Annotated in this window: 14 protein-coding genes and 1 tRNA gene; 7 read left to right on the top strand and 8 right to left on the bottom strand. The window is 59.0% G+C overall.

Annotated elements, in window-relative coordinates; translation table 11 throughout:
- The first annotated feature begins 3 nt into the window (after positions 1 to 3).
- Positions 4 to 723, top strand: a complete 720-nt coding sequence (locus QP977_RS00075) for a hypothetical protein (RefSeq protein WP_070653302.1) — start codon at positions 4 to 6, stop codon at positions 721 to 723.
- Here QP977_RS00075 and radA read toward each other — a convergent pair.
- Together radA and QP977_RS00065 are read right to left on the bottom strand one after the other, a co-directional pair.
- Positions 720 to 2,279, bottom strand: a complete 1,560-nt coding sequence (gene radA, locus QP977_RS00070) for a DNA repair protein RadA (RefSeq protein WP_070653304.1) — start codon at positions 2,277 to 2,279, stop codon at positions 720 to 722. The two genes, QP977_RS00075 and radA, sit on opposite strands and share 4 nt — an antisense overlap.
- A 290-nt stretch (positions 2,280 to 2,569) precedes the next feature.
- The gene (locus tag QP977_RS00065; RefSeq protein ID WP_070603942.1) at positions 2,570 to 3,256 is read right to left on the bottom strand and encodes a hypothetical protein; all 687 of its coding nucleotides are present in this window, start codon (positions 3,254 to 3,256) and stop codon (positions 2,570 to 2,572) included.
- Between the two features lie 154 nt (positions 3,257 to 3,410).
- Between QP977_RS00065 and QP977_RS00060 the strand changes: the two genes are divergently transcribed.
- The 3 genes from QP977_RS00060 to rlmB all read left to right on the top strand — a co-directional run bounded on the left by QP977_RS00060 (position 3,411) and on the right by rlmB (position 6,509).
- Positions 3,411 to 3,986, top strand: coding sequence for a CarD family transcriptional regulator (locus QP977_RS00060; protein ID WP_005510159.1), 576 nt, complete (start codon positions 3,411 to 3,413; stop codon positions 3,984 to 3,986).
- 139 nt (positions 3,987 to 4,125) lie between these two features.
- Positions 4,126 to 5,529 carry a cysteine--tRNA ligase gene (gene cysS, locus QP977_RS00055; RefSeq protein ID WP_042388940.1) on the top strand — a complete coding sequence of 468 codons (1,404 nt, stop codon included), beginning with the start codon at positions 4,126 to 4,128 and terminating at the stop codon, positions 5,527 to 5,529.
- A 38-nt stretch (positions 5,530 to 5,567) separates the two neighbouring features.
- Positions 5,568 to 6,509, top strand: a complete 942-nt coding sequence (rlmB, locus tag QP977_RS00050) for a 23S rRNA (guanosine(2251)-2'-O)-methyltransferase RlmB (protein ID WP_049194043.1) — start codon at positions 5,568 to 5,570, stop codon at positions 6,507 to 6,509.
- A 557-nt stretch (positions 6,510 to 7,066) separates the two neighbouring features.
- Here the strand turns inward: rlmB and QP977_RS00045 are convergent.
- Genes QP977_RS00045 through QP977_RS00035 form a run of 3 tightly spaced genes read right to left on the bottom strand, consistent with a single transcriptional unit; the run spans position 7,067 to position 9,614 of the window.
- On the bottom strand, positions 7,067 to 7,939 hold the full coding sequence (locus QP977_RS00045) for a metal ABC transporter permease (RefSeq protein ID WP_070653306.1): 873 nt from the start codon (positions 7,937 to 7,939) through the stop codon (positions 7,067 to 7,069).
- Positions 7,939 to 8,619, bottom strand: a complete 681-nt coding sequence (locus QP977_RS00040) for a metal ABC transporter ATP-binding protein (protein WP_070546656.1) — start codon at positions 8,617 to 8,619, stop codon at positions 7,939 to 7,941. The genes QP977_RS00045 and QP977_RS00040 overlap by 1 nt, the downstream gene beginning before the upstream one ends.
- Before the next feature lie 2 nt (positions 8,620 to 8,621).
- Positions 8,622 to 9,614, bottom strand: a complete 993-nt coding sequence (locus tag QP977_RS00035) for a metal ABC transporter solute-binding protein, Zn/Mn family (RefSeq protein WP_070653308.1) — start codon at positions 9,612 to 9,614, stop codon at positions 8,622 to 8,624.
- Between the two features lie 318 nt (positions 9,615 to 9,932).
- Here QP977_RS00035 and QP977_RS00030 point away from each other — a divergent pair, with 318 nt between their 5' ends.
- The gene (locus QP977_RS00030) at positions 9,933 to 11,039 is read left to right on the top strand and encodes a LacI family DNA-binding transcriptional regulator (RefSeq protein WP_070439686.1); all 1,107 of its coding nucleotides are present in this window, start codon (positions 9,933 to 9,935) and stop codon (positions 11,037 to 11,039) included.
- Between the two features lie 103 nt (positions 11,040 to 11,142).
- Entirely contained in the window at positions 11,143 to 11,766 is a 624-nt protein-coding gene (locus tag QP977_RS00025) for a flavin reductase family protein (RefSeq protein WP_049189568.1), read from the top strand.
- Here QP977_RS00025 and QP977_RS00020 read toward each other — a convergent pair.
- The 3 genes from QP977_RS00020 to thrE all read right to left on the bottom strand — a co-directional run bounded on the left by QP977_RS00020 (position 11,748) and on the right by thrE (position 14,522).
- A complete protein-coding gene (locus QP977_RS00020; RefSeq protein WP_070653310.1) occupies positions 11,748 to 12,224 on the bottom strand; it encodes an META domain-containing protein in 477 nt (158 codons plus the stop codon). The two genes, QP977_RS00025 and QP977_RS00020, sit on opposite strands and share 19 nt — an antisense overlap.
- Before the next feature lie 14 nt (positions 12,225 to 12,238).
- Entirely contained in the window at positions 12,239 to 12,616 is a 378-nt protein-coding gene (locus QP977_RS00015; RefSeq protein ID WP_016421440.1) for a hypothetical protein, read from the bottom strand.
- A 277-nt stretch (positions 12,617 to 12,893) separates the two neighbouring features.
- Entirely contained in the window at positions 12,894 to 14,522 is a 1,629-nt protein-coding gene (gene thrE, locus QP977_RS00010) for a threonine/serine exporter ThrE (RefSeq protein ID WP_016421439.1), read from the bottom strand.
- A 359-nt stretch (positions 14,523 to 14,881) separates the two neighbouring features.
- Between thrE and QP977_RS00005 the strand changes: the two genes are divergently transcribed.
- Positions 14,882 to 14,957: transfer RNA gene (locus tag QP977_RS00005), tRNA-Thr, on the top strand.
- Positions 14,958 to 15,145 lie beyond the last annotated feature (188 nt).

Here is a 15,145-nt window from a genome sequence, read left to right as displayed (position 1 = left end):
TGTGTGACCAATAAGCTGCCTCCAGAAATCTACCGGCGTCGGCGTATCGCTGCGGCGGTGTTGCTCGTTATCATCCTCGTTCTCCTGGGCTGGGGTATTTCCGCACTGGTAAACCGGGACAGCGAGGATTCTGAACCGGTGAATGTCACCAGGGATGACGGGAAAGAGGTGACCCCTCCGGAACAGCCCAAGGAACCTTACGCGCCTAAGTCTGACAAGGACTCGAAGAACGACAAGGCTGACAAGTCTGACAAGGACACCAAGAAGGGCGACAAGGAAGGCGAAGACTCCGCGAAGGATGACGCTCAGGCGGCGCTTGCGAGCAAAAAGGACTGTACCCTTGCAGATCTGCAGGTGACAGCCACCTCGGATCAGCCGAACTACGGCGATGAGCAGCCGACTCTGGCGATCACCGTCCACAACCCCACCGGCGGTGAATGCCGCGTGAACCTCGATGAGCAGCAGTTGCGCTTCGAGGTGTACGACCTGGCAACGTATGAGCGAGTCTGGTCGGATGTGGACTGTAATGAATCCGAAGGCCACGGTGAACTGGTATTGGCACCGGGCGAGGAAGTCAACTATGCCGCCACCTGGTCGCGTCTGACCTCGGCGCCGAACAAGTGCTCCGAAGAAGACCGGGTCCCAGTTCCCTCCGGGTCGTACATCTTCTACGGCGTGATTGGTGACAACAACTCTGACGCCTACACGTTCAACATGCGCTAGCGCTTAGCTCCTAACCCAAGCTCAATGGCCTCGGCAACGGTGCCTGCTTCCAGCAGCCGCATCCCTGCCGGGCCTTTTGCGCCTCTGGGCACAATTGCCGTGTCGAAGCCCATTCGATGAGCTTCTTTAAGGCGCCACTCCAAATCGGTCACTCGCCGCACTTCGCCGGCCAACCCCAGTTCGCCGAGTGCAATGGTTTTGTCCTGGAAGGTCCGCTTAGTCATGGATGAGGCCAGTGCCAGCGCAATCGCTAGGTCCGCGGCAGGCTCCGACAGCGTCATTCCGCCGACGGTGGACACGTACATCTCCATGCGGGCCAACTGCTTGAAGTTGCCGTGTTCAGTCAGCACGGCCGCGACCATCGGCACGCGCCTCGGGTCGAGACCAGAGACATTGCGTCGTGGATTATGTGCCTCAGTGTTGATTACCAGGCCCTGCACCTCCGCCAGCAGCGGTCTGCGGCCATCCATGGCCACGGTAATTGCAGTTCCCGAGGTCGGCGTTCGGTGATGCAAAAACAGCCCTGAGGGATCCTCGACTTCCGCAATACCGCCCGCGGTCTGCTCGAAGCAGCCCACCTCATCGGTGCTGCCGAAGCGGTTTTTCAGACCCCGCAAGAAGCGTAGCCCCGAGTGTCTATCGCCTTCGAAGTTGAGCACCACATCAACCAGGTGTTCCATCGTGCGCGGGCCGGCCACATTGCCGTCCTTGGTCACGTGCCCTACCAAGAAAATCGCAGTCCCGGTCTCCTTCGCCAACGCCGCCAGGGCGGAGGTTACGGCGCGAGCCTGAGCAACGCCACCGCGAGCACCTTCGACGTCGGCACGCATCGTCTGCACGGAGTCCACAATGAGCAGACCGGGGGAGAGCTCTAGCGTCAGATCGATGACGTCCTCGATATTCGACACCGCCGACAGGTACAGCGAGTCCGACAGCGCGCCAGTGCGCTCGGCACGCAGCCGCACCTGACCGACCGACTCCTCACCTGTGACGTAAAGCGTCGGCCCCAAATCGCCGTCCGCGCAGCGGTAGGCCACTTCCAGCAGCAACGTCGACTTACCAACCCCCGGCTCGCCGGCCAAGAGTACCAACGAACCCGGCACAATACCGGAACCGAGCACTCGATCCAGCTCACCGATGCCCGTGCGCACCGCGTGCGCAGCCTTGGCGGAAATTCCGGTAATGGCTGTCAGCTCAGAAGAAGAAGTGGGGATTCGATCTGTTGCGGATGTCTCGGCGAGGAAACGTTCCTCCGCCTCGTCGTCAAGCGCGCGCTGTGCTAAACGCTGGCTCTCAGCCGCGACGGAAGTGGAAGATGCTTTACGACGGCCACCTCGCGTGCCGGGCTCCGTTGCGGCAGCACTCCGGCGACGTTGCTTGGCTGCCCGGGCGGCGATTTTGTCCTCAAGGGTGGAGCCGGACTTCCCCCTGCTGGAGCGGATAGTGACCTTCTCCAGTGTGCCCCACTCTTTGCAGTTGGGACATTGACCAACCCATTTCGACACCTGCCAACCGCATGCCGAGCATTCGTAGGCTTCGTCTTTGGTCTTGGCCACGGTGCAACCGCCTTTGCTTCAAACGAGGGGGCGACAGACCCGACAACGTGTGTTGTGCGGTCTGCGGTGAATGTCGCGAGAAAATTTACCCCAGATACGCGAGAGCGGGCCAGGGCAGTGTCAATGACTTGTGTCAAGGATGACTGTACTGCCGTGACCCGTATCAAGCGACCAATCGCCCATGCCCGCTCGATGAAGCGCCTCGCGTTGTTTGCGGGACAGGACTGCGCTGTACCAGCGCCTAAAAGTGCGCTGCGCGCGAACAGCGCAGGAACACCACTGTGCTGCGATTACTTGGATTCAATCATGCCGTCAGCACCGCGGTTCGGTGCGCCAGCTTCCAGAATGTCAGCGGAGATGGTGATGTCCAGGTCGTAGGTGTTGGTCTGGCCCTGCGGGTCGGTGAACTCGAAGGTGGCCTCGCGGTTCTGGCCAGCAGCGCTGCTCTTGTCTCCAACCAGGGTGCTCGGGTCCAGCTCGTTGGTGTAGTACGCGATGCAGCCGGTGTTGTCCTTGGCGGTCTTAGCCAGCGGATCGATGACGGACTTCGGGCCGGCAACAATCTGGCACTCACGCGGCAGGGAGTCCTCGCCCTTGGCAGCCTTAGCGAAGGAAGGTGTCTCAGCGACCTTCTTCAGCTCAACCTCGCCGATACCTTCAACGGTGACGGACTTCAGCGTGTAGACCGACTCGGTAGCGCGCTGCTGGTTGCTGGCGGAGAACTTCAGACCAGCGGTACCAGCCTCCGGGTCAACCAGGATGTGAGCGTCGCGGATGTTGACGAAGCCAAGAGCCGAGTTGGTGTTCTCAGCACCCTTGCCGGCAGCATCTTCGCCGCCGTTCATCGCACCGTCTACAGCCGGGTGCTGATTTGCGGTCTGCGAAATCTGACCGGCGCCACAAGCAGCAAGTGCAACTGCGGATGCTGCGGAGACGGTGATGAGGGCGCTGCGGCGAAGTACGGACTTGAAGGCCATGACTAGATTTCCTCCAGTAGCTTGAGGATGGGCGATAGGATTTTCAGTATTTAAAGAACACCTTAGTGTCTTCCTAAGATGTTCTCATACTACCCGTAAAATCATGGGGGGACATGATAGGGTGGAAGGCCGTTGGAAAGGGCGTGTGCATTACATGGAATTCAGCATTGGCGATACCGTAGTTTATCCGCACCACGGAGCTGCGAAAATCGAAAACATCATTGAACGAGAGCTTAACGGTGAGACCGTTCAGTACCTCGTACTGCAGATTCTGCAGAGTGATCTGAATATCCAGGTGCCCGCCAAGAATGCCGAGCTGGTCGGTGTCCGCGACGTTGTCGGTGAAGAGGGGCTGCTGAAGGTCTTCTCCGTTCTGCGTGAGACTGACGTGGAAGAGGCCGGCAACTGGTCCCGTCGCTACAAGGCCAACCAGGAGCGCCTGGGTTCGGGCGACATTAACAAGGTCGCTGAGGTAGTTCGTGACCTGTGGCGCCGTGATCAGGATCGCGGTCTGTCCGCCGGCGAAAAGCGTATGTTGAGCAAGGCTCGCCAGGTTCTCGTCGGTGAGCTCGCGCTTGCCGACGGCGTTGATGAGGCCAAGGTCGAGGAAGTTTTTGCCCGCGTCGATGCCACTATCGAGCGTCACCGCGCGCTGGCGCAGGAAGGTGCCGCCGGTGAGAAGAAGGACGAGGCCGACGATAAGCCGGTGGACCTGGACGCAGACGCATAAGTCGTTTCCCTTCCCCGGTTCCTTCCAGTAGGGATTTTCTGCACTTTTCCGGTTAACGGCTAGCGCACACACATTGCCCGTGTGCGCTAGCCGTTTTCTCTTTTTCACCCGTATCTATTTCCCCGCTATGCTCGGGGCTGTGACTTTTCAAATCTTCGATACCGCAACCCGCCAACTGAAGGATTTTGAGCCTCTCCGCGAGGGGCATGCCTCCATTTACCTGTGCGGTGCGACCCCGCAGGCTCAGCCGCACATTGGCCATGTTCGCTCCGGCGTGGCCTTTGATATCTTGCGCCGTTGGCTGATCGCCAAGGGGTATGACGTCGCCTTTGTGCGCAACGTCACCGATATCGATGACAAGATCTTGAACAAGGCCGCCGAGCACGGCCGCCCTTGGTGGGAATGGGTCTCCCGCTTTGAGCGCGAATTTACCTGGGCTTACAACCAGCTCGGTGTTCTCCCGCCGAGCGTTGAGCCGCGCGCTACCGGACATGTCACTCAGATGGTGGAGTATATGCAGCGTCTGATGGATAACGGCTTCGCCTACGCTGTCGATGGCAGCGTCTATTTCGACGTGGATGCCTGGTCCAAGGCTGAAGGCAGCGACTACGGCAGCCTGTCCGGCAACCGCGTCGACGAGATGGAGCAGGGCGAGACCAACACTCCGGGCAAGCGCGGTGCGCACGATTTCGCGCTGTGGAAGGCTGCCAAGCCTGGCGAGCCCTCGTGGCCGACGCCGTGGGGCAATGGTCGTCCGGGCTGGCACCTGGAGTGCTCCGCCATGGCCACCTACTACTTGGGCTCGGAGTTCGACATCCACTGTGGCGGTCTCGACCTGCAGTTCCCGCATCATGAAAACGAGATTGCGCAGTCGCACGCAGCCGGTGACGGCTTTGCTCGCTACTGGATGCATAACCACTGGGTCACAATGGCCGGCGAAAAGATGTCGAAGTCGCTCGGCAACGTGTTGTCCGTGCCGCATATCCTGACCATGGTTCGTCCGGTTGAGCTGCGTTACTACCTCGGTAGTGCGCACTACCGCTCCGTGCTGGAGTACTCCGAGGAGGCTCTGCAGGAAGCGGCAGCGGGCTACCGTCGTATCGAGGCGTTTATGCACCGTGCCGTCGATAAGCTCGGCGATATCGAAATCGGTGAGTGGACGCCAGCGTTCGAAGCCGCGCTCGACGACGACCTCGCCGTTCCGCGCGCGCTCGCCGAAATCCACAACGCTGTTCGTGGGGGCAATCAGGCGCTTGCCGACGGCGACGAGACCAAGGCCAAGGAGATTGCCGGCGCTGTCCGCGCTATGGCCGCAGTCCTTGGATTCGATCCGCTGAATGAGCAGTGGGCAACCTCCGATTCCGGTTCTGATGCGGCAATGCATGCGCTCGGTGTGCTGGTTGAGCACCAGTTGGAGGAACGCACCCGGGCTCGTGCAGAGAAGGACTGGGCTACGGCTGATGCTGTGCGCGACCGTCTGAAGGAAGCGGGTATCGAGGTAACTGATACCGCTGATGGTCCGGCATGGTCTGTCGCTGACTAAAGCTAAAGAAAACTATTAACAACAGGAAGCAGGTAGCTATGGCAGGCAACGGTCGTCGTGGCGCAGTGCGCAAGGCAAGCAAGAAGAACGTCGGCGGCTCCGGCGGCCAGAAGCGGGGCCTGCGTGGCAAGGGGCCGACCCCGAAGGCAGAGGACCGCGTTTATCACGCAGCTCATAAGCGGGCGAATGAGAAGCGACGCCGTGACTCTGGGCGTCATGAGCGCAAGGGAGATGGCTCCGAGCTGGTAGTTGGCCGTAACCCGGTCGTGGAATGCCTGCATGCGAAGGTGCCAGCGGCAGCGCTGATTGTGGCGTTGGGCACCGACAATGACGAGCGCCTGCAGGAGTCAGTGCGTATTGCTAACTCCCGTGGTATCCCGATTCGCGAGGTGCCCCGCCACGAGCTGGACACCATGACCGGCAACACCATGCACCAGGGCATCGGTCTGCAAATTCCGCCATACAAGTACTCGTCTGTCGAAGATCTGATTGATTCGGTGGCCAAGACCGGGGAGCCGGGTCTTATCGTCTGCCTGGATAACATCACCGACCCTCGTAACCTGGGTGCGGTCATTCGCTCGGTGGCGGCCTTTGGCGGCCACGGTGTGGTGATTCCGGAGCGTCGCTCGGCCGCTATTACGGGCGTGGCCTGGCGTACCTCGGCTGGTACTGCTGCACGTCTGCCAGTTGCACGGGCGACAAACATGGTGCGCTCGCTCAAGCAGTTCCAGAAGGCTGGCTATCAGGTCGTTGGACTGGATGCCGGTGGCGACCACACTCTGGACACTTACGACGGCACCACCCCGGTGGTCGTGGTCGTCGGCTCCGAGGGGAAGGGCCTTTCGCGCCTGGTGCGCGATACCTGTGACACCATCATGTCCATTCCGATGACCGGTTGGGTGGAGTCGCTCAATGCTTCCGTTGCTGCCGGTGTGACTCTGAGTGAGTTTGCCCGCCAGCGCCGGGCAAAGAGTAGTTAGTAGCGCATTTGATACCCCCGGAGGCGCCATTATCAATTCGTTATAGTAGTAGCGTTTACGTGGGGTATTTTGGGTTCTAAATTGCGGCCGGTACTTATGGCTACCCCCAGTAGTTCAGCGCTTTAAAGATAATTCTATTTCCGGCGTGCGCTGCAGAAATAACAGCGTTATTATCACTTCCAACAGAAAATTATCCGTAGTTTCCCGAAGGGGAGGGCGGGCAAATCATGCTCCTAGAAATAGGGGCGTAATTGGCCGTAGTTTAGGGAAGCGCACGGACCTAGCGGTGGCTTGTACAGCTAGCTTTGGGTCACTGAGATGTCAGACCACGACATCCTCAGCGTTAGTTTTTCTGTCTGCCGGGGCAACCCATTTCGGCAGTCTCGCAGTCTTAAAAAGAGCTGGGGGTATTGGAGTCTGCTTTTAGAGAATCCAGCAAAAATACGGGCAGCCCCTCGGTGGCGAGAGGGAAGGTGCGCACCTTCTCCGCAATCGTCACTCGAGGGGCTGCCCGATGTTTTTGTTGTTTTAAAAGCCACTCCGAAAAGCGTATGTGTCTATTTGCTCCATTTGGCAGCCTGGACGTCGTCACGCGTTGCCTTGCGCGATTGCACCGTTCCGATGGCGTAGCAGATCAGGTAGATGACAAACGCGATTGTCGTCACTAGAACGCTGACCGGGATGCCCGGTGCGAGTGAGAGAACAATGCCGCCGACGGCCGCGACCTCGGCGAAGATGGTCGACAGGATGATGGCCTTTACAGGAGAGGCGGTGACGAATGCGGCCGCAGCACCAGGGGTGATGATGAGGGCGATGACGAGCAGAGAGCCGACAATCTGTACGCCCTGGGCGGCGACGAGACCGGTGAGAATCGCGAAGTAAATCGATAGCGCCTTCACGTTGACACCACAGGCGGCGGCCATGATGGGGTCGGCGGAGGCGAATAGAAGCGGCCGCCATTTCCAGGCAACGCCGCCGACGACGATGACCGCGACGATGGCCATCGTCCATAGAGAAGTGTCAGTCAGACCAATGATTTGGCCGGTGAGAAGTGAAAACGCGGTACTTGTCCGGCCGGGGTAGAGGTGGATAAACAGCACCGATAAGCCCATGCCGAAGCTCAAAACCACGCCCACAACCGCATCTTGGCGCCCTCGAAGCGACAGCGCCGCCAGGACTATTGCTATGAGCACCGAGCCGATAATGGCGCCGCTGCTGACACTGACACCCAGTAATAGAGCCGCGGATGCGCCCATGAGTGCCAGCTCACTGGTGCCGTGGACCGTGAAGCTCATCTGCCGCATGACAATCAGGGGCGAGATGATGCCGGAAATCAGCCCAAGCAGTGCTGCTGCAATGAGGGCATTGTGGACGAAGCCGACCTGGAGTAGGGCGGCGGTGTCGGAGAAATACTGAGCCAGTAGGGTCATTAGGCGATAACCAACTTTCCCTCGACACGGGCAACCACAATTTTGGTTTGGTAGAGCTCCGAGAGCGTCTCTGAGGTGATAATTTCCTCGACCGATCCGACCGCATGTCCATGCGGCGTCAGGTAGAGCACCCGGTCACAGACGCCCAGGATGGGGTTGATGTCGTGGGTGACAAAGACGACTGCCGTGTCATTTTCCCGGCGATGCCGGTCCAGGCGCTTGACCGTGGTTCGTTGTGCCGCAGGGTCGAGGGAGAGCAGAGGCTCGTCGCAAAGCAAAAAATCCGGCGCCGAAACGAGCGCCTGCGCCTGACGCACAAGCTGTTGCTGACCGCCAGAGAGCGTGCCGACACGACGGTCCGCAATACCCGTTGCGCCGACAAACTCCAGCATCTCGTCGGTGGCGGAGCGGTTCTTGCCAGCTGCCAGCTCGACGAGGTCGCGAACCCGAATGGGCAGCGAGGGCTCGAACATCCGCTGCTGCGGAATGTATCCCAGATTCCCGTCGACTTTTACTGAACCGTGAGTCAGCCGCCGCATGCCAAGGGCGGTGGTCAGCAGCGTGGATTTGCCGACGCCGTTCGGACCCAGGATGGCCAAGAACTCGCCGGGCTCGATATCCAAATTCAGACCGGACCACAGCGGTTCGACGGCTGCGTCAGTAAAAGTCAGTGAGGGCAAAGTTATGCGGACTCCATATCGGAAAGGGTTTGCTTGTAGAGGTCAAAGAACGACTGGTCAGTGCTCGGCGACTCAAAAACATCGACGATTTTAACGCCCTTTGCCTTGGCTGCCTCGACGAGTCGCTGCGAGACCTGGTCGTGGGTCTGTGGCGAGTCGATGAGGTAGTCCAGCTCGCCGGACTCGATCAGCTTGAGCATTTCATTGACATCGCTTGCCGACGGCTCGGACTCATTCAGCGTGGACTGGCGGTAGCCCTTCGGGGTGATGTCCTTAACCTTCGTGTCCTTCAGGATGTCATCGGCCAGCGGGTGAACCTGAGCAACCTTAGCGGCCTTGAGCTTGCTCTTGGCCTCTTCGATGCCCTTGATTTCCTTATCGACAGCCTTGGTGTCGGCCTTGGCGCCCATCTTGGTCAGAGCTTCGGCGAGCTGCTCTGCAGTTTCTTCAACCGCATCGGTGTTGTACCAGACGTGCTCGTTGGCCTCGCCATCGTGGTGGTGGTGCTCGTGGCCGTCGTGGTCGCCATGGTCGTGGTCATGGCCCTCGTGATCGTGATCGTGGCCCTCGTGATCATGGTTATGGCCTTCGTGATCGAGATCGTGGTTGTGGCCCTCTTCCTGCGGCAGCGCAGAGATGATGACCTTATCCTTTGCGTCACGCAGAGAGGAGGTCAGCCATGCGTCGTAATGCCCGCCACCTGCGACGAGAATATCGGCGTCCTCTACCTTTGCCATGTCGGCTGCGGCCGGTTCGTAGGAGTGAGGATCGATGTCGTTGGACGCGATAATCGGGTCGATGGCGACCTTCTCGTCGTCGGTGACTGCGTCGGCGACGTCCGCCCAGACCTTGGTGGAGGTGACCACCTTGATGGTGTCTTCGGACTTGCCCGCGGACGTGGTGCTGTCATCATTGCTGGAGCATGCGCCGAGACCTGCGACGAGGCCGGCGCTGGCGACTAGCGCCGCGATGCGCGTGGAAAAGCGTGCCTTCATATTTTGTATCCAATCCTGTTGCGAGCTGAATTATTTCCTCTATTCAGCTTCTGAGCATTAACCGCTATTGAAAACAGTTGTCTTTTAGTTCAAAGAATATAGTAGGGGCTGCGGAGACCCAGTCACAAGGCGGATCGCTGCCGGAGTGGCAGAAATGACAGTCGCGCACATTCGTTGGGTAAAGTTGTCCGCGATTAGATGCGTGTGATGCTCGTTGTAGTTCTTTTCCATAAAATCGAGGTTTTCTACCTGAGGTAGCTGGACGAAGATATCTGAGCGGGCAGTCGCTGTTGGTTTTTCAAGAAGGGTCGGTATTCCGTGCAAAGTCGGCGTCGTCGTGGCACCTTGGCTTCCATCGCTGCAGAACTTGGGGTCTCACGCACGACTGTGTCCAACGCGTACAACCGCCCTGACCAGCTCTCGGAGAAGTTGCGGGAGCACATCTTGGAAACTGCGGAGCGGCTTGGCTACCCCGGGCCGGACCCAATGGCTCGCGGTCTGCGCATGCGCCGGGTTGGCGCCATCGGCGTGCTGTTCACCGAGCACCTCCCGTTCGCTTTTGAAGACCCTGCGTCGGTGGATTTTCTCGCCGGCCTCGCAGAGGAGCTCGGCGAAATGGGCGACTCCATGTTGGTCATTCCAGCTTCCTCCGAGGAGGGCGGGGACGTAGATCTCAATCTGATTCGGCAAGCGGTGGTCGACGGTTTCGTGGTCTACTCCGTCGCGGACAACGACCCGTTCCTCGCTGCCGTGCGCGCCCGTGGCTTGCCGACGGTCGTGTGCGACCAGCCTGCAGATGCGGTGGCTCTACCGTTTGTGGGCATCGATGACCGTGAGGCCATCAAGCCCGCGGTGCGACACCTGACTGAACTGGGACATCGCAAGGTGGGAATCTTGTCAGTGCGATTGTCGCGTACCCCGAACTCGGGATATGTCACGGAGAAGCGGCTGGCAGAAGCTCATCACCAGGTGCAGAAGAACCGCGTCGAAGGTGCGCTGGAAGCGCTTGCCGAGGCCGGTATTCAGCAGGCAGATGTGCCTATCATCGAGCGTCACCTCAATGACCGCGAGAATAACCGCGATGCGGCTCGCCAGCTGCTGACCGACAACCCGGATCTCACGGCGGTGGTCTGTACCACGGATACTCAGGCAATTGCGGTCTTGGAATATGCCAAGGAGAACGGAATTCGTGTTCCGGAGGACCTGTCCATCACAGGCTTTGACGGAATCGAGCGCGCCCTCTTCCACAAGCTGACCACTGTAATTCAGCCGAATAGGCAGAAGGGCATTGCCGTCGGCCGCGCGCTGGCCGAGGAGCTTGAGGCCGCACGCGAGGACAGCGGTCGCGCTCCTCGCGTCTTGTTGGAGACTGAGTTTGTCGTTGGATCGACAACCGCAGCGCCGTCGGCACCGTCAGCCGGGTAGCGGGCCGACGAGGGTAACAACATCGTGGCGCTATCGGGGGCTCTTGGGGTGGTAAACCCCACCTCGTCTTTACTGTGTTCGGATTCAGATTAAGGTCTATTACATGACAGATTCAACAAATTCGAGCACCGACCAATCAGCTGCGGCTCTCAATAGTCCGGAAGCTACCCGCGACGACCATGTCGAACTTGGCGGCCCCGTCGAATTGGATGAAATGTCTATCCGTGGCGCGATGAGTGAGTTCACCACAGGCGTGACCATTATCGCCACCGAGGATGAAGGCGAAGCGTACGGTTTCGCCTGCCAGTCTTTTTCCTCGCTGAGTCTCACTCCACCGATGGTTCTGTTTACTGTCATGAAGACCTCGCGGTCTTGGCCGCATATACGGAACGCTGGACGCTTCTCCGTCAATGTGTTGGCCGAGGATCAGGAGGATATCTCGGCAGCCTTCGGCCGCAGTAATGGCGAAAAGTTCAAGACGGGGAAGTGGACCCGCTCTGAGCTGGGCAACCCTTTATTGCACGGCTGCTCCGTGTGGATTGATTGCACCGTCGTCGATGTTTACGAAGGCGGCGATCACTGGATTGTGACGGCGGATATTGTGGCTATCGGCAAGCGTGAAGAAATCAATCCGCTCATTTACCACCGCGGTTCTTACGCACGGGTTTCTCACCCCGGCACCGATGCGCCTGTCGATCAGAAGTGGCGTCAGCGCCCCTCGGTGTAACCCGAGGTTGTCGCAGTCCAGCCACGGCGATCCTCGCCTGGCTTGGGGTCTTTCATCTCTCGCATGCGCAGACCATTGTTGTCCTGCGTGTAGACGAATTCGCCCGCAACAATCTTGTGGAAGCGCTCCGAATAGGTCTGCGCCTGGTCTGAGCAGTCCAAACTGCGAGTCTGCTCCGTGGTACCGAATTCGACCGCCTCGCCCTTCCACTGCAGCGAACCAGAGCCGTTGCCACAGGAATCAGCGAAGGCATATGTTGTCTGCCCCAACGTAATAGTCGGCGCCTGAGTTCCGTCCGGCACACCGTGGGGCAGGTTTGGGTCATCAAAGATCGCGGTTATCTGCCATTGCTTGCCGACGATCTCCGCTGCCGGCTTTGCCTGGCATGCGGTAGCCGTCATGGACACTGCCGCAACGACAGCTACTGCGGCAACCGCTTTTTTCCCGCTCCGACCCATGCTGCGTGACCCCGTTAGTTAGCTGCCTTCTTGGTGGTCTTCTTAGCAGCCTTCTTCGTCGTCTTCTTAGCGGCCTTCTTGGCAGCCTTCTTCGCCGTCTTACGAGTGGTCTTCTTTGCGGCCTTCTTGGTCGACTTCTTCGCAGTCTTCTTAGTGGACTTGCGTGTGCGCTTTGCGGTCTTCGGAGCGTTTTCCTTCTCGTATTCCTCGTGAACCTTCTTGAAGCTCAGGCCTTCCTTCTCCACTCCGAGCATGCACATCAGAGTGACGGCATCGTAGAAATCCTCGGCGAAGGTAGCAACAATTCGCCGTGCGCCAGCAGCGGTCTTTTCTTCGACCTTGTGAAGAGCCTCGTTCTGAGCAGTGCGAGTGTCTGTGACCTTCGGTGGCACGAATCCTCCTGGCAAGCATGGCCTTAATTGCGCCCAATACACCTACTTCTGCCAGCCATCTAGCCATATGCTCCCGTCACTGAGCTCAACCGAGTTCAGCGGAGAAGGAATGGGATTGTGATGACGCAGTTTCGGCTTTAAGCGCTACTTACAATTCAAAAACCTAATTCTACCACGTTGTTGATAGGTCGCGCGGTGTGGATAATGCTCCCATGGATACGGCTAGTCCACGCAGCGGCTGTCCCGCGGATTGAGCAGTGGCTGCCCCGCGGAATGGCTAGTCCACACGCGGGTTCATACCGCCCTTGAAGCGGTAGTTGCGTGGACGGCGAGGCTTGTTCCGCGGATTCACAGGACGGATGCGACGCATACCGGCCCGGATTGGACGGGTCAGGCCACTGTCTTCGCGCAGTGCGCGAGGGCGACGGAGCCTGCGCGCCATCCATTCACCGAGGACAATACCCGCAGCTAGTGCCGTCGCAATGCCTAGCGCTGAGGCTAGCGCCGTAAACCCCTTGGTCGGGTGGTCGTGCAGCAGTGCGTGCATACCGCGGTAGATCGTCATACCCGGAAGCAGCGGGGTTACGCCTGCCACTGCCGTAATCAGCGGCGGGATGGACCAACGTCGTGCCAGCAGGCCACCGATGAGACCAATCAGCGTTGCTGCCGCGCCTGCGCTGGTCACCGGATGAACTCCCAGTGGAGTCAACACGTAGTAGTAGGTCATCGACCCCAGCAGAGCGACCGTTCCGGACACTGACAACGCGGTGAACCCAGCATTCGAGGCCAACGCAAATGCGATTGAGGCGGTAGTTCCCGCTATCACCCTCACTGTCGCCTGTGCCAGGTTGAGGTCAGAACCCGCGATGACGTCGGGAAGCGGAATGCCCAGCATTCCGGAAAACTCGATGCCCATTGCGATGCCAGCGACGATTCCGCCGGTCAACAACATGGTGTCGAAGAAGCGCGCGGAGCCAGTCACAGGTGCGCCGGTGATGCCGTCTTGCAGTGCTTGCACGAGGGTTAGGCCGGCGAGCATCACGATAATTCCCGAGGCGATCAGCCTGGATGGCTGCATCTCAAAGGGGAGATACGCCTGCGCCGCATTGAGCACAGCAGCGGAGAGCGTGGCAATGAGACCGCCGACTGCATTCTGAAAGAATGTGGGCAACTCGCGGGCAGCGAGTTCACCAATCACGATGACGATGGCCAGTGTGACCGCAGCCGCGATAAGGGCGACCTCGAAACTCGAGCCGAGCAGCACTGTCACAGATGAAGCCAGCAATGCCCAGCCAGTGTAGATGACGCGGAGGCGGTATTTTGCGGGCTCACGCTCGACCTTGTCGATAGCCTCAATAGCCTCCTCCAAGCTCAGGTGGCCCGCGCGAATTCGGCGGATGACACGGTCGGTGTGACGCAAGCGCTCGAAGTCGGGCACTGGTGCGGTGACAACGCGCATCGCGGTAATAGGGGTACGGCGCGCGCCGATGAGGTGGTAGACCGTCACGGAGGTCAACGTGATATCGACTTGGATTTGGGTGAGGCCATAGGCTGAGGTCACGGCCTTAATTTGTAGCTCGGTATCGCGGTTGCCCGAGCCACATGCCAGCAATAGCCCGCCGATGCGAGCAGCGAGATCGAGTACGGCCGTGACCTGACTCGGGTCGGAATAATCGATCGGTGCCAGCGGCAGCGGGGTAGTAGTCGAGTGCACTAGGTCGACAGTTGCCGTTGGGCCGGAAACGAAATCAATCACGCGCTGCTTGAAGGTGGACTGACCTTCGATTGCAGGAAACTGGGTCTGCGGAGTGTCGTCGTAAGAGACAGTGGCTTCAGCGTCGTAGAGATCATTCTTCGCAGCGGAGTTTTCTCCGGCGTTGGAATTGCTGTCACCAGCGAATGACATGTCGACACTTCCTTTCCCCGATACTGCCTGGGGTGCATTGCAGTGATGCTGCAAAGACGCGATGCGGAGACGTTGCAGAAACATAGCCCCAGTGATTTAGCGATAGTCACACTACCCCGTCAGTGACCGAGAATCTTAATTCGTTTTTGAGGCGGTGAATTTGCCTATCTGAGCGGGGCTTTTAGCGTGTGGAAAAGTGTTCAAGAAGTGCGGTTGCAGTTTTCCTGTGGTGTCGTTTTTAACTTCTGCTTGCCAACCTGTACAATCGCCTGTCAGCGGCACAGCTGAGTTCGATTCTCAGGTTGACTCTGATTCTTTCGAGCCAGCGACGGCTAACGCCAAAAGGTCGCTTTAAAGTTGCCGGGATGGCGCAATTGGTAGCGCAACTGATTTGTAATCAGTAGGTTACGGGTTCGAGTCCCGTTTCCGGCTCCAAAACCCCAGGTCAGGAAGTTTTCCGGCCTGGGGTTCTTTGGTTTAAAGGGTGCTCGCGTCCTTTTTGGGTCCTTTTTCGTCGCTCCAATGCAAAAACCCCCGCGCCAAGAGGGGTTAAGTAAAGAAAAGTGTGTCTTTTCCGGGCGTGTTGCGGTTATTTGATCCAGCCTTTTTGGATGCCGAGGTTG

The organism is Corynebacterium sp. MSK012 (genome assembly GCF_030232435.1).
Classification (GTDB): Bacteria; Actinomycetota; Actinomycetes; order Mycobacteriales; family Mycobacteriaceae; genus Corynebacterium; species Corynebacterium jeikeium_D.
Note: the sequence above shows the minus strand (reverse complement) of the source record. Positions and strands in the feature narration are given on the sequence as shown.

Bases quoted from the DNA above. Each gene is read 5' to 3' on its own strand.
- QP977_RS00065 (WP_070603942.1), bottom strand. From the start codon at position 3,256: ATGGCCTTCAAGTCCGTACTTCGCCGCAGCGCCCTCATCACCGTCTCC.
- QP977_RS00060 (WP_005510159.1), top strand. From the start codon at position 3,411: ATGGAATTCAGCATTGGCGATACCGTAGTTTATCCGCACCACGGAGCT.
- rlmB (WP_049194043.1), top strand. From the start codon at position 5,568: ATGGCAGGCAACGGTCGTCGTGGCGCAGTGCGCAAGGCAAGCAAGAAG.
- QP977_RS00045 (WP_070653306.1), bottom strand. From the start codon at position 7,939: ATGACCCTACTGGCTCAGTATTTCTCCGACACCGCCGCCCTACTCCAG.
- QP977_RS00035 (WP_070653308.1), bottom strand. From the start codon at position 9,614: ATGAAGGCACGCTTTTCCACGCGCATCGCGGCGCTAGTCGCCAGCGCC.
- QP977_RS00025 (WP_049189568.1), top strand. From the start codon at position 11,143: ATGACAGATTCAACAAATTCGAGCACCGACCAATCAGCTGCGGCTCTC.
- QP977_RS00020 (WP_070653310.1), bottom strand. From the start codon at position 12,224: ATGGGTCGGAGCGGGAAAAAAGCGGTTGCCGCAGTAGCTGTCGTTGCG.
- thrE (WP_016421439.1), bottom strand. From the start codon at position 14,522: ATGTCATTCGCTGGTGACAGCAATTCCAACGCCGGAGAAAACTCCGCT.